Source organism: Haloarcula salina (assembly GCF_010119195.1).
Lineage (GTDB): Archaea > Halobacteriota > Halobacteria > Halobacteriales > Haloarculaceae > Haloarcula > Haloarcula salina.
In genome coordinates, this window is record NZ_WRXL01000004.1 from 1 (window position 1) to 13,880 (window position 13,880).

A 13,880-nucleotide genomic window follows, 5' to 3' on the forward strand; every position below is an offset into this window, starting at 1 on the left:
GGGCAGCGCCAGCGCGTCGCCATCGCCCGCGCGATCGTGCGCGAACCGGACGTGTTCCTGATGGACGAGCCGCTGGCGAACCTGGACGCAAAGCTGAAAGTCCACATGCGGACCGAACTCCAGCGCCTCCACAAGGAACTGGACACGACGATCATCTACGTCACGCACGACCAGGAAGAGGCGATGACGCTGTCGGACCGCATCGCCGTCCTCGACTCGGGGAGCCTCCAGCAGATCGACCCGCCGCTGACGTGCTACAACGAGCCGGACAACCTCTTCGTGGCCGGCTTCATCGGCTCGCCGTCGATGAACTTCGTCGAGGGCACGGTAACGGAAGACGCTCTGGAGACGCCGAACTTCTCGCTGGCGTTCGACCCGTCGTCGATCGAGGGGGTGAGCGTGGGCGATTCGGTCACGCTCGGGATCCGGCCCGAGGACATCTACCCCGCCGATCTCCGCGAGGAGGTCGCGGACCCGTCGGGGATCATCCAGGCGCGGACGGACATCCTCGAACCGATGGGCGACGAGATATTCGCGTATCTGCTGCTCGGCGACGGCGAGACGTCGATGTCACAGGAGCTGGCGACGAACGACCAGTTGCTCATGAGTATCGACCCGGACTCCGACATCGAGGAAGAAGACGAAGTCGGGGTCGTCATCGACAGGCGGAACGTCCACCTGTTCGACTCGGCCAGCGGCGAGGCCATCGTCCACGACCTCCGCCCTGTCGGGACGGACAGCACGACGTCCGGCAGCGAAGTGGAGACCGACGACTGACGATGAGCAGCCACCTCGCGACGCTGTACTGGAGCGGGATGCTCGTCCTGTTTTTCTTCTGGGCGTACGGGATCGGCTCGTTCGTGTTGGACCTGAAGAACAAGATCATTCCCGGGATCATCCAGTATCGGCGCGGGCGTCGTAGAGCGCGGGAGCAACAGGAGCGCGAGGAGGAGCGCGAGGAGCGTGAAAAGCAGTTGTATTAATTATCTGACGGGCGACAGTATCGAGCACCAATGACCGAGACAGTGCGGGTCGGGATCGTCGGCCTCGGGAACATCGCCAAGATTCACGTCACCAATCTGGAGGCGCTGGACCGGCCGGTGTCCCTCGAGGCCGGGGTGGATATCGACCCCGGAGCACGGGAGGCCTTCGCCGCCAGGTACGGCGCCGCGACGTACGAAGATCCCGCGGAGATGTACGAATCGGTCGACGCCGTACTCGTCGCCACGCCGAACAGGTTCCACGAGCAGTACGTCGTCGACGCGCTCGAAGCGGGACTCGACGTCTACGTCGAGAAGCCGCTGGCGCACACCGTCGAGAGTGCGGAGCGAATCGCCGCGGCCGCGGCGGATGCGGAGGGGTTTTGCATGGTCGGCTTTCACAACCGCTTTGCGAACTCGGTGGAGGCGCTCGCCGGCTACCGGGCCGACGGCACGCTGGGCGATGTCTCGCACGTCGAAGCGAACTACGTCCGCCGACGCGGCGTCCCCGGTCGCGGCTCGTGGTTCACGCGAAAGGACGTCGCCGGCGGCGGGGCGCTGATCGACATCGGTGCGCACGCCATCGACCTGTCGCTGCACCTCCTGGGGTATCCCGAGGTCACCGAGGTCACGGGGGATACGCGGGCGCAGTTCGGTGTCGACGACGACTACGCGTACGTCGACATGTGGGGCGAGGACGGTGGCGCGGCCGATTTCACCGTGGACGACTCGGCGAGCGCGTTCGTCCGCTGTGCGAACGGGGCGACCGTCTCGCTCGAAGTCGCGTGGGCGACGAACCGACCGGACAGCCAGGAGTACTACGTCCGCGGAACTGACGCGGGGGCCAGACTCGACCTCGCGGACGACTCGCTCACGATGTACGAGACGGTCGACAACGGGACGATGCACCACCGGACGACGGCCGTCGAGACGCAGGACGCGAACGCGCATCAGCGCACGCTTGCGCGGTTCGTCGAGTCCGTCACCGACGGGACGTCGCCGGTTCGAAACACCGTCTCGCAGGCGCTGCGCGTCCAGCGGGTGATGGACGCGATCTATCGGTCCAGCGACGCTGGCGCGGCCGTCAGCGTCGACGCGTCCGACTGAGGAAAGACTTAATTCGGAGTGTTTTGACTGTCCGCGTGCGTATGAAAGCAATTGGTGTTCGGCCCGACGCGGCCGGGCCCCAGCTTCTGGAGCGAGAGCGGCCAGTCCCCGAGGCTGGCGAGGCGCTCGTCCGGACGCTGCGGGTCGGTGTCGACGGCACAGATCACGAGGTGATAAACGGTTCCCACGGCGGTTATCCCGACGGCGCGGAGCACATGATCCTCGGACACGAGGCGGTCGGCGTCGTGGAAGAGCCCAATGGCACGGGGCTCGAAGCGGGGCAGATCGTCGCGCCGACCGTCCGGCGCAAGCCCGGCGGAGAGACGAACGAGTACTTCCGTCGGGGCGAACCCGACATGGCCCCCGACGGCGACTACGTCGAGCGCGGCATCGTTGGAGCACACGGTTTCATGGCGGAGTACTTCACCTCGCCAGCGGACTTCCTCGTCCCCGTTCCGGAGTCGGTCGCCGAGTACGGCTTCCTCGTCGAACCGCTCTCTATTACCGAGAAAGCGAACGAGCACGCCTACGCCACGCGCGAACCGTTCGACTGGCGACCCGAGTCGGCCTGCGTGCTCGGGAACGGCTCGCTCGGTCTGCTGACGCTGTGGATGCTCGAACGGGAGTACGACCGGACCTACTGCGTCGGCAGGCGTGACCGACCCGATCCGACCGTCGACGTCGTCGAGCGGATCGGGGGCACGTACGTCGACTCGCGGGAGACGCCCGTCGACGAACTCCCGGCCGACTACGAGTCGATGGACTACGTCTACGAGGCGACCGGGTTCGCCCCACACGCCGTCCAGACGGTCTCGGCCCTCGACCAGAACGGCGTCGGCGTGTTGCTTGGCATCCCCGAGCCGTGGGAGTTCGAGGTCGACGGCGGGTCGCTGCACAACGACATCGTTCTCCACAACAAGTGTCTCATCGGGACGGTCAACTCCCACGTCTCGCACTTCGAGGACGCCGTCGAGACCCTCCAGGAACTCCCGGAGTGGCTGCTCGACGACCTCGTCACGACGGTCGCCGACCCGGAGAACGTCGAGGCCGCGTTCGAGGACGGCGACGATCAGATCAAGGCCGTGGTCGAGTTCGATTCGCTGTAGCGGCGACCGCGCCCGCCGTTCCACTCAGGCACAGGACGAGAGTGATCGGGGGAAAGTGAAGACTTCTACGCCCAATATATATGAAGAATGATGTATGTACATGATTTATTTACTCAGTAGAGTATAATACTTTCAAGCCCTGAGGGGCCAGAAATACGCACATAACGCCGTTTTAAGAAGATCGTTCCGTATGTGAAATGGCGATTTTTGCCATACAGAAGTATTAAGTATTAATCTTCAATACAGAATTATGAGGTATTGGTGTACCCATGACTGACGATAACGCGGACAAGCGGCTGACACGACGTAACGCTCTTCGGATCGCCGGTGCTGCGGGTGCGGCCTCGCTCGCCGGTTGCGGCGGGAGTGGCGACGGTTCCAGCGGTGACGGTTCCAGCGGCGACGGCAGCAGTGGCGACGGCTCCAGCGGTGACGGCTCCAGCGACGGCGGCAGCACGTCCAGCGGAACCCAGTACAGCACGCTGGAGGTCGCACACTGGTGGGGCGAGGGCGACGGTCTGGAAGCCATCCAGTCCGTGATGGACGCCTTCAGAGAGAAGCACCCGGACGTTCCCTTCGACGAGAACCTCATCGCCGGCGGCGCCGGTGAGAACCTCCAGGCGAACATCCGGACCCGCGTCCAGAACGGGAACCACCCGAGCACGTGGCAGGCGTGGCCGGGCAAGAACCTGACCCCGTTCACCGACGCGAACCTGCTGAAGGACATCGGGGAGTCGGTGTGGTCCCAGAACGGCATGAAAGACGCGTACCTGGGCGGCGTCAAGAACGCGGCCCAGCCCGGCGGCAGCTACGTCACGGTCCCGCTCAACATCCACCGGATCAACAACCTCTTCTACAACGTCGAGGTCGTCGAGGACGCGGGCGTCGACCCGACGAGTCTGGAGACGCCAGCGGACCTCGTCGGCGCGATGCAGACGGTCGAGGAGGCTGGCTACACGGGCATGGCACACCAGACCGGCAGCCCGTGGTCCAGCTTCCAGATGTTCGCGACCGTTCTCCTCGGCCAGACCGACGCCGAGACCTACAGCGCCATCTTCGAGGACGGACAGGTCGACGCCAACAGCGACGCCCTGCAGACGGCGGTCGAGACGACCCAGTCCTACCTCGAGTACATCCCGAGCGACGCCGGATCCATCTCGTGGACCGAGGCGAACAATCAGGTCATCAACGGCGAGGCGGCCTTCCTGCACCAGGGCGACTGGGCGGCCGGGACCTACATCACGAACGACCTCGTCTACGGCGAGGACTGGGATCACGTCGCGTTCCCGGGGACCAGCGGCTACTACTCGCTGAACATGGACTCGTTCCCGTACCCGATCAACAACCCGTCGCCCGAGGCGACGACGCTGTGGTGCCGCTACGTCGGCACCGCCGAGGCCCAGGAGATCTTCAACCCGAAGAAGGGCTCGATTCCGCCGCGAAGCGACGTGAGCACCGAGCCGTTCAACGAGTTCTCGACCGGGCAGATCGAGGACTTCCAGAACAGCGAAGCCCAGCCGCCGTCGGTCGCGCACGGCCTGGCCGCACCGCCCGCGGTCCAGTCCTCGCTCGAATCGGCGATCTCGTCGCTGAACTCCGGGGCCGCCCCGGCCGACGTGGTCTCGCAGATGTCCAGCGCCTACCAGTAACGCGACGGTTCACCCGTATCCCGCCGCAGCAGTCGTCGGGACGCGACGCGGATAGCCCCGTCTTCGAGCGGCTGAAACGGCCGTTTCGGTTCCCGCGAACCGGGCCGAGTGCCGAAGTTCTTAGTACTCGACTCGCAAACGCCTGCGTATGTCCAGTGACGACTTGGAAGCATCGCTCGAGCAGGTAATCGCGCGGTTCAATCTCGGCGAGTACGAGATCGCGGCGTATCTGGCCGTTCTCCAGCACGGCGAGCTGACGGCGTCCGAGATCTCCGAAAACACGGACATCCCGCAGCCGCGGGTGTACGACACCGTCAGGAGCCTCAGCGACGTGGGACTGGTCGAACTCAAGGAATCGCGCCCGATGAAGGTGCTGGCGATCGACCCCCGGGAGGCCTTCGAAGGGATCCAGAACTCGCTCGACGACCTCGTCGACGACCTCTCCTCGCGGTACACCGCGCCCGCGAGAGAGCCCGAAGCGGTCTCGCTGGTCAAGTCCCGCCCGACGATACTCCGGTATCTCGAAGACATCATCGACACGGCGGAGTACGAACTGACGCTCTCGCTGACGCCGGCGCTGCTGGATCGTTTCGAAGACCGACTCGCGGAGCGAAAGCGGTCGGGGATCGCTATCGAGATACTCATCTCGCCCGCCTCCGACGCGCCGGACCCGGACCGCTTCGACTACCAGTCCATCGCCACGACGGTCAAGGGGCGACGCGGTATCACGACTCCGGTCGTCGCCGTCGCGGACGGGAACTACTCGATGTACGCGACCCGTGAGAGCGTCCGCGGGGACACCGACCGCTACGGGGTCATCTTCAATCGGTCAGAACTCGGCTTTCTGGTCTCCGGGTTTCTCAATACGGTGCTGTGGACGACGGCCGAGGTCATCACCGACGACGGCGACGGACTGCCGTTCCCGCGGCGTTACGGGACGATCCGCCGGTGTATCTCCGACCTGATGACGCTCGACGGCGAGTTCTACGCCACCATCGAGGGGCGAGACGTGGAGACGGGCGACCATCGGGTCATCGAAGGCAAGGTCGATCAGACGTCGTTCAGTTCCAATCGCGAGGTGGCGACGATGGTCGTCCAGACCGCGGACGGCCCGGTCGAGGTCGGCGGACAGGTCGCCACGTACGAGGACATCGAGGCCTACGAGATTCGCGTCGGGCGCGACGAACCGCCGGACGCCTGATCCCGTTTCGAAGAGGGAGCCGTCGCTTTGTGAGAACCTGGACTGAGACACTGAGAGCCGTGGGCGGGCAACCCACGGCTTCGCATGACCCGTCGGGCAGACGAGCACTTGTCAGAGGCGTGTCACTGCCCGAATTCGAGAGGTCCACGAGACCAAGGTAGTCCGTCGCGGTCAGCGGGGACGTGGTCGCCGTGGCGGACAGCAATGTTACGTCCGATCTACGAGATAAAAAAGATGAACACATCTCTGAGCAAAAATTCTAGTCGGTGCAGGAGCCTTCTCCGCCCCTCGGAGTGGTCCGTTACAAATGGAAACTGATATGTATGCGTCTGTCGAGTGCTATGGTAACTGTTCAGTATGGTTCGCGACTCCGTCGTGCAGTACGTTAGTACGTCGTCTGTGCGAACGGATATCATCAGTGCGCTGTGTCCACAGGATAGGACCACCGCCGACCTGTTGGCGGACCTCGACGCGAGCGAGTCGGCAGTCTACGATGCGCTCGCCAACCTCGAACGCCGCGGACTGCTCGTCTCCAGCGACGGGACGTGGCGACTGACCGGGACCGGCCGGCTCATCGCCGACACCATCCACCGACAGCGACTCACTGAGCAACTCATCGAAGGGGACACCGAGTACTGGGAGCGCCACGACGCCTCGGTCATCTCCCAGCCGTTCAGACACCGACTGTGCGAACTCGGGTCGTACGAGGTCGTTCGCGGCACACAGACGGACATCGACCGGCCCGTACGCGAGGTGGTCACCCGCGTCGAGAGCGTCGAGAGTTGTCAGGTCGTGTCGCCCGTGTACCACCGAGAGTACGAGGCAGCGATGCCGGACACCCCGGGCTCGCGTCTAGTGGTCGGGTGCGACGTGATCGACGGGATGATCGACGCCGGTATCGACGACGGCGACAGGCGGACATTCGACGAGACGGCCGTGCGTGTGACACCGGTCGACTACGCGCTCGGCGTCTCGACCGAGTGGGTGATCCTGACCCTGCCGCAGATGGACGGAGCGTGGCCGTCGGCTAAACTCGTCTCCGAGACCAGCGAGGCGGTCGCGTGGGGAACTGAACTCTTCGAGTCTATCTGGGCGGACGCGACGCCGCTGGGAGCGTACCTCGCGGATCACTGAGGTTTCGGCGAACCTAAACATTCAAGGATGGCCGGGACAGACAACGGGCAATGAGTACGCAGAAATCCGCAACACAGGGGGACGAGCCGTTCACGTTCGACGATCTCGCCGTCGTCATGGGAACGTACAACGAGGCCGAAGCCATCGGGACCGTGCTCGAAGACATCGACTCGGTGACCGACGGGCGCGCCGAGGTCGTCTGCGTCGACGGCTCCTCCGACCGGACGCCCGAGATCGCTCGCGAGCACGGCGCGACGGTGATCGAACAGGAACCGCAGGGCTACGGCGTCGCGGTCCGCGAGGCGGTCCTGACGCCCGAACGGCCGATCGTCGTGACGACGGACTGCGACGACACGTATCCGATGGAGCGACTCCCGGACTTCCTCGACGAAGTCAACGACGGGGCCGACGTGGTCAGCGGCGACCGACTGTACTACGGGGCCGACGAGATGCCGGGGATGAACAAACTCGGTAACGAACTGTTCGCCCTGCTCGCGAGCGCCCTCATGGGGAAGCGAGTCCACGACACGACGACCGGCATGCGCGCGTACCGCCGCGAGGTCGTCCAGAAGATCGCCTGGACCGAGAACACCGGCCTCTCGGCGGAACTGCTCATGCGGCCGCTGATGCGCGGCTACGACGTTCGCGAGCGCCCAATCGAGTACGACGAGCGTAAGGGCGAGACGAAACTGGACCCCTTCTCCGGCGGTGCGGCCATCGCCAAGTCGATCGTCCGGGTCGCCCTCGAAGAGCGGTTCAGGTGAGGCGGCGACAGAGCGAGAGACGCGGCGTCAGGTATCTTCGAACGCTGCCCGGCCCGTCAGTGTGACGTTCAGGTCCATAGTGAACTGGTGGCTGCCGGCCACGTATGCCGCCTGCCCCTCACACCGCTGCTCCGTCCAGCACACGTCGAGTCGCGGCGTGAGCGCGCGCACGCTCCCGGCACTTCGCTCGACCGGCAGTTCGACCCGATATTCGTACCCCGAACCGGCGCCGTAGTCCACGACGGCGACGAGCGTGACCGTGCCGCGATCGGGCGTCGGGACGGCGACGGACTCGTTCTGAGTGAGGCCACGGAGTCGCGTGGTGTCGGTGCCGGCCACCAGTTCCAGCGAGAGTGGGTCGGACCCGTCCAGCGTCGCCTCGGCAGTTCGGTCGTCGTTCGTTAGTCGAACGATGCGGAGTCGCGCCGGGGCTGGCGAGGCGGCAGTGACGCTCGTCGTCACCGTCTCGCCCTCGACGAGACGGACTCGCTGGAGTCTCGGTTCGACTGACCGACCTGCGTACGGCTCCCACTCACCGCGGTAGTCGTAGCGATAGTAGCGCCGGTCTGGATAGCTGTCGACGACCGCGAACGGACGATCCTGCATCGCGTAGACGGTCTGGCCGTCGAACCCCGGGTCGTTCCGGAGGTACTGAAACGGGTGGTTCAGCCACTCCCCGTAGGGGGTCGGAAGGAACACCACGGTGTTCGAGAGGTCGCTTTCCTCGAAGGGTTCGTACGCCTGCTCGTACTGCTCGGTGACAGTGTAGTTGTCGTGCACCGGCGCCGCGACCCCGACGGTGGCCGCCCCGCCGCCGACCGCCACACAGACGAGCGCGACGGCAGCGAGGCTCGGGCGAGCGCGCTCGGCCGCGACGTGGTCTTCGACGGTTCGACGGAGAGCGCCGGCGGCCCAGAGAACGCCCACGGCCCCGAACGCGACGGACGGGACGAGCAGATCGACATGGTAGAAAGGTCCGAGGAAGCGGACGAGCCCGTCGGTCGGATCCGACAGTCGCCCGAGCATGTTGACCGTCCCCCAGAAGTAGAGGTTCCCGAGCGGAACCGTGAGGAAGACGCCCGCGAGCGCCAGCTGTCGGCTGTCGAACCCGCGGCGGCGCGAGACGAGGACGCCGAGCACGGCCGCGAGGGCCCCGAGCGGACCGGCGACGAGCCACCGCGTCGCGAACTTCCAGAGGAGCTCCCCGTTGGCTCGGAGCGAGAGCGCTGGCGTGAACTCCAGCGTGTGGCCCAGGATCGACCGCTCTCCGAACCCGAGTCCGTCCCCCGGCGCGAACGCCTGGTACGGAAAGACGAGCGGGTCACCGGTCGTCATCGCGTTGTACCCGACCGCCACCAGGACGCCGGACAGCCCGAAGACGGCGGTGAGGCCGATGCGTTCCACGACCGGCCGTTCCAGGGTCCGAAGCGTCCAGAGCGCGTGACAGACGAACGGCGTCGCGAACAACAGGGCCGTGTACGGACGGGTGAAGAAGGCGATCCCCACACAGGCACCCGCGAACGCGGCGGTCCATCGACTCCCGGTCCGATCCGCGTGGAGGTAGCCGGCCGCGAACGAGAGGTTCCAGAACGTCGCGGGAACGTACGAGAGGAACACCGACGCGTCGACGAGGAAGAGCGGGGAGCCGAGCAAGAGGGCGGTCGCGATGACGCCCGTCTCCCGGTCGAACGCCTCGCGGACGGTGTGGTAGGTGCCGGCGAGCGCACCGGTCGCGACGAGCCCCAGCGCGACGCGATACCCGCCCAGCAGTTTCCCGGCGGCGAACATCGCGGCCGGGACAGGCGTGTACTTGGCATAGAGGCCCTGCTCGCTCGCGACGAAGAACCACGGTCGAAAGGCCTCTGCCACCGGTGGGCGGAGATACAGCTGCCCCTCCAGTAGCATGGCGGCCTGCTGGAGGTACACCCCCTCGTCGTGGTTGCTCGTGTGGTACGGAAAGAGGAGATGCGAGAGCGCGAAGACGGCGAGCCCGCCGAAAACAGCGATGACGGCGGCCTGGACCTCCGGTCGTCGCAGACCGTTCATTCAGCGGGATACCACGCGAGCTCGTGGTCGGCGACGAGGTCTACCTCGACCGACTCGTCCGCGGCGAACGTCTCGACGTGATTGTGCATGCAGTGGACCACGTCGCCGCCGTCCAGGTTTACGCGATAGACGAACGATGGCCCGTTGTACTGCCGGTGAACGACGGTTCCGTCCGCGGTCGCCTGGGCCGCGGGCGTCGCCCGCAGATCGTCGGGCCGGACGAGGATGTCCACCGCCGCACCGTCGTAGCTAGTCAGCGATCCGTTCAACCGATTCAGCGGGAACGTGCCCAGCGCCGTCTCGACACCCCCGTCGGTAATCTGTCCCGAGAGGAAGCTCGCCTGGCCGAGGAAGCTCGCGACGAACCGGCTCTCCGGGTTCTGGAACACGGTGGCCGGATCGCCGATCTGTTCGATCGTCCCGTCGTGCATGACCGCCACCCGATCGCTGATCGAGAGGGCCTCCTCCTGGTCGTGCGTGACGGAGACGGCGGTGACGCCGGCCCGTTTCAGGATCCGCCGAACTTCCTCGCGCATCTCGACCCGGAGTCGGATGTCGAGATTCGAGAAGGGCTCGTCGAGCAAGAGCACGTCCGGTTCCGGCGCGAGCGAGCGAGCCAGCGCCACCCGTTGCTGCTGACCGCCAGAGAGGTTGCTCGGCATCTTGTCGTGGTGGTCGGTGAGGTCCACTAGCTCCAGCAGGTCGTCAACCCGCTGTTTCGTCTCGTCGTCGTCGCGGTCGGTCAGCCCGAACGCGACGTTCTCGGCCACCGAGAGGTGAGGGAACAGGGCGTAGTTCTGGAAGACGATACCCACGTCTCGCTGGTCGGGCTGGCGAAATCCGTCTTTCCCCCCGCCGGTGACTGTCTCCCCGGCGATACGTATCGAGCCCGCCGTAGGTCGTTCGAGACCCGCGAGCAGGCGTAGCGTCGTCGTCTTGCCGCAGCCGGAGGGGCCCAGAAGTGTGAGGAGTTCCCCGTCCTTGACCGACAGCGAGAGCTCGTCGACGGCCAGCTCTCGGCCGTAGTCTTTCGTGACTCCTTCCATCTGCAGGACAGTTCGATCGGGATCTTCGACCGCCGCTTCGACCGAGTCGAAGTCCGAAACGTGTTGGCTTGCCTGTCGGTGTTCCATCCTATCGGCGCTCCTGTGGGTGTGTGCGTGACACCGCCCGCCCGACCACGGGACGGCGATGCTCGTCTGTGATTGGGACCACCGCCCGGATGTACGTAACGGAATCGGTGCGACCGTCGGTACCGTGCGCTCCGGTCACGCGTTCGGTCCCCGCTGGTAACTCTCTGTCCCGCCGGGGTGCCCTTGCGGGTTCTCGATACCGACCAGCTTCCCGCCGGTAGGAGAGGCGTACAGCGCGAACAGGAGCTCGTTGACGACGAAGTACCGCACGCGCTGTTCGTCGGAGCCGTCCGGGTCGGGATCGACCGTATCAGCGTTCATCCGACGGAGTGCCCGGTCACGGGTCGCCGGGGCCAGGTCGGCGAACTCCTCGTCGAACCACGCCTGAGCGTAGTCGTCGAGGTACGCGACTGCGTCCGCGATGCCGGCGACGTGGTCCGGCTGGGTCCTGGCCCGCCCGCGCACGAACCGCTCGACGAACTCGTCGACGCCGGCGACCTGGTCGGGATAGAGCACGTCTGCCGCCGCTGTGAGTGTCTCGAGTCCGCCCTCGTCAATCGGTCCTAGCGAGGCGGACGAGCCGCCGCTCCCCCCCGCCTCGCGGTCCGGCTCCTCGTCACCCGCGAGGAGGACGGCACCACCGCCACCGACAGCGACACCGGCCGCCGACAGCGCGACGAGTGCGTCCCGGCGACTCAGTTCCATATTCGATGGCCTAGGTTCGCCTAAACTTATGGATTGCGCTCGGACGCGGTCAAGTTCGTCTCGACGAACGTCCCGTCGGGTCCGGTCCCGGGAACGTGCGCGGCCGCACCGCCACAGGCGCGCGCGTTCCGGCAGCGTTCGACCCGCGGTGTGAGTGCGCGGAGTTCGCGGTCCTCGGCGGCTACCGGGAGATCGAACCGATAGGAGAAGCCGTTCCCGCCTCCCTGGTCGACGAACACCGTCATGCGGACGGTCTCTCGGCCCTCGACGGTCAGGGTCTCGTTCTGGAGCGGTCTGGCGTCCCCGCGGAGTCTGACGCGGTCGTCGACGAGTAGCGTGAGCGAGACGTCCCCGTCGGGGTCGGGCACCACGTAGTAGGCGCTCCGGCCGTCGATACCGACCCTGATCGTGACCCCGGCTGCACCGTCGGGGATCCCGACGGAGGTCCGCAGCCTGACGCGTTCGCCGTCGACGTCACGGACGCGCTGGAGGTGCGCGGCTCTCGGCGAGCCAGCGTACGGCGCCCATGCGCCACGGTAAACGTACCTGTAGAACCGCCTGTCGGGGAACTCGTCGTGGACCGCGAAGGGACGGTCGTTGATCGCGTAGACGGTTTCCTCGTCGTAGCCCGGGTCGTTGCGGAGATACTGGAACGGGTGATTGAGCCAGTTGCCGTACGGGTCAGGCAGCAGGACCACCGCGTTCTCCGGTGGGCCGCCCTCGAACGGTTCGTAGGCGTTCTCATAGGTCCGGGTCACCTCCATGTTCTCCGAGAGCGGTGCGTCGAGGGCGTCCGCGGTCACGCCGCCCATCCCTGCCGTACTCACGAGCACGAGCGCGAGGACGAGCGCACGCGCGGAGCGCCGAGAGGCCCGGTCGGCCAGCGCCGACTGTACAGTACGAGCGCCCCCGACCGCCCCGCGTGCGGCGAAGGCCGCGGTCGGGATCAGCAGGTCGAAGTGGTAGTACGGGCCGAGTGCGGAGACGAGCCCGTCGCCCGCCTGTTCCAGATCCCCGAGGATATTGAAGTTCCCCCAGAAGTAGACGTTGCCCGCCGCGACGCTGACGAACAGCCCAGCGACGACCAACTGCCGAGCGGTGAAGCCGGCCCGCGCGGCGAGTGCGATCCCCACCGCGGCAAGCCCCGCACCGAGCAGTCCGCCGGCGATCCACTCGGTGAAAAACAGCTCCAGCACCAGCCGGTTCGCCCGTAGCGCCAGCTCGGGTGTGTAGACGATTTCGTGGGCGAGTATTTCACGGTGGCCGAAGCCGAGGCCGTCCTCCGGCGCGAACACCTGGTATGGAAATCTGAACGGCTCGCCCGTCACGATAGCGTTGTACGTGAGGGTGGTTGCGACGCCGACGAGGCCGAGGACCGCCGTCGCGGCCTGGCGCGGGAGCGCTCCTCGCAGGTCCCGCCAGAGCGTCCAGCAGGCGTGCGCCATGAAGGGCGCCGCGAACAGCACCGCGGTGTACGGCCGCGAGAAGAACGCGAGCCCGACGGCCGCCCCCGCCGCCGCGGCGTAGCGGCGGTCCCCGGTCCGGTCAGCGACGAGATAGGCGTAGCCGAACCCGAGGTTCAGCAGCGTCGTCGGTGCGTACGGGAGGAACACAGAGGAGTCGATCAGAAACAGCGGCGACGCGAGGACGAACAGCCCCGCCACGAGGCCGGTCCGGTGGTCGAACACCTCCCGGACGACGCCGACGACCCCGAGCACGTTCCCCGCGGCGACGGCGACCAGTGCCACCCGGTACCCGCCCAGCAGCTTCCCGACGGCGAATATCATCGCCGGAACCGGTGCGTACTTCGGGTACATCCCGCGCTCGCTCTCGACGAAGAACCACGGTCGGAACGCGCCCTCGACGGGCGAGTGGAGGAACAGCCGCCCTTCCAGCAACATCGCGGCCTGCTGGAGGTACACTCCCTCGTCGTGGTTCAGCGAGTGGTAGGGGAACACCTGCGTCGAGACGAACGCGATGACCGCGCCGGCGACCAGGCTCAGTGCGGCCGCAGTCAACCGATCCCGGCGGAGTTCCGTGAGGCGGGCCATCGCT

Annotated in this window: 12 protein-coding genes; 8 read left to right on the forward strand and 4 right to left on the reverse strand. The window is 66.3% G+C overall.

Annotation, left to right across the window (positions count from 1 at the left end):
- From GM656_RS11415 to GM656_RS11450, 8 genes are all read left to right on the forward strand, one after another.
- Positions 1 to 777 (forward strand): ABC transporter ATP-binding protein (locus tag GM656_RS11415; RefSeq protein ID WP_162413811.1); only part of this gene is annotated, 777 nt, incomplete at its 5' end.
- 2 nt (positions 778 to 779) lie between these two features.
- Positions 780 to 983 (forward strand): hypothetical protein, encoded by a 204-nt coding sequence (locus GM656_RS11420; protein WP_162413812.1) that lies wholly within the window; start codon positions 780 to 782, stop codon positions 981 to 983.
- Positions 984 to 1,013: 30 nt separating this feature from the next.
- Positions 1,014 to 2,087, forward strand: a complete 1,074-nt coding sequence (locus tag GM656_RS11425; protein ID WP_162413813.1) for a Gfo/Idh/MocA family protein — start codon at positions 1,014 to 1,016, stop codon at positions 2,085 to 2,087.
- Between the two features lie 41 nt (positions 2,088 to 2,128).
- Positions 2,129 to 3,193, forward strand: coding sequence for a glucose 1-dehydrogenase (locus GM656_RS11430; RefSeq protein WP_162413814.1), 1,065 nt, complete (start codon positions 2,129 to 2,131; stop codon positions 3,191 to 3,193).
- Between the two features lie 269 nt (positions 3,194 to 3,462).
- On the forward strand, positions 3,463 to 4,842 hold the full coding sequence (locus GM656_RS11435) for an ABC transporter substrate-binding protein (protein ID WP_162413815.1): 1,380 nt from the start codon (positions 3,463 to 3,465) through the stop codon (positions 4,840 to 4,842).
- Positions 4,843 to 4,990: 148 nt separating this feature from the next.
- The gene (trmB, locus tag GM656_RS11440; protein ID WP_162413816.1) at positions 4,991 to 6,043 is read left to right on the forward strand and encodes an HTH-type sugar sensing transcriptional regulator TrmB; all 1,053 of its coding nucleotides are present in this window, start codon (positions 4,991 to 4,993) and stop codon (positions 6,041 to 6,043) included.
- A gap of 357 nt (positions 6,044 to 6,400) precedes the next feature.
- Positions 6,401 to 7,177 (forward strand): helix-turn-helix transcriptional regulator, encoded by a 777-nt coding sequence (locus tag GM656_RS11445; RefSeq protein ID WP_162413817.1) that lies wholly within the window; start codon positions 6,401 to 6,403, stop codon positions 7,175 to 7,177.
- Between the two features lie 50 nt (positions 7,178 to 7,227).
- A complete protein-coding gene (locus GM656_RS11450; protein WP_162413818.1) occupies positions 7,228 to 7,941 on the forward strand; it encodes a dolichyl-phosphate hexose transferase in 714 nt (237 codons plus the stop codon).
- 27 nt (positions 7,942 to 7,968) lie between these two features.
- Here GM656_RS11450 and GM656_RS11455 read toward each other — a convergent pair whose 3' ends face one another.
- The 4 genes from GM656_RS11455 to GM656_RS11470 form a co-directional block, all read right to left on the reverse strand.
- The gene (locus GM656_RS11455) at positions 7,969 to 9,987 is read right to left on the reverse strand and encodes a DUF7846 domain-containing protein (protein ID WP_162413819.1); all 2,019 of its coding nucleotides are present in this window, start codon (positions 9,985 to 9,987) and stop codon (positions 7,969 to 7,971) included.
- Positions 9,984 to 11,120 carry an ABC transporter ATP-binding protein gene (locus tag GM656_RS11460; protein ID WP_162413820.1) on the reverse strand — a complete coding sequence of 379 codons (1,137 nt, stop codon included), beginning with the start codon at positions 11,118 to 11,120 and terminating at the stop codon, positions 9,984 to 9,986. Before GM656_RS11460 ends, GM656_RS11455 begins: the two co-directional genes overlap by 4 nt.
- Positions 11,121 to 11,255: 135 nt before the next feature.
- Positions 11,256 to 11,825 carry a gluconate 2-dehydrogenase subunit 3 family protein gene (locus GM656_RS11465; RefSeq protein ID WP_162413821.1) on the reverse strand — a complete coding sequence of 190 codons (570 nt, stop codon included), beginning with the start codon at positions 11,823 to 11,825 and terminating at the stop codon, positions 11,256 to 11,258.
- Between the two features lie 26 nt (positions 11,826 to 11,851).
- Positions 11,852 to 13,876, reverse strand: coding sequence for a DUF7846 domain-containing protein (locus GM656_RS11470; protein ID WP_162413822.1), 2,025 nt, complete (start codon positions 13,874 to 13,876; stop codon positions 11,852 to 11,854).
- Between the last annotated feature and the right edge of the window lie 4 nt (positions 13,877 to 13,880).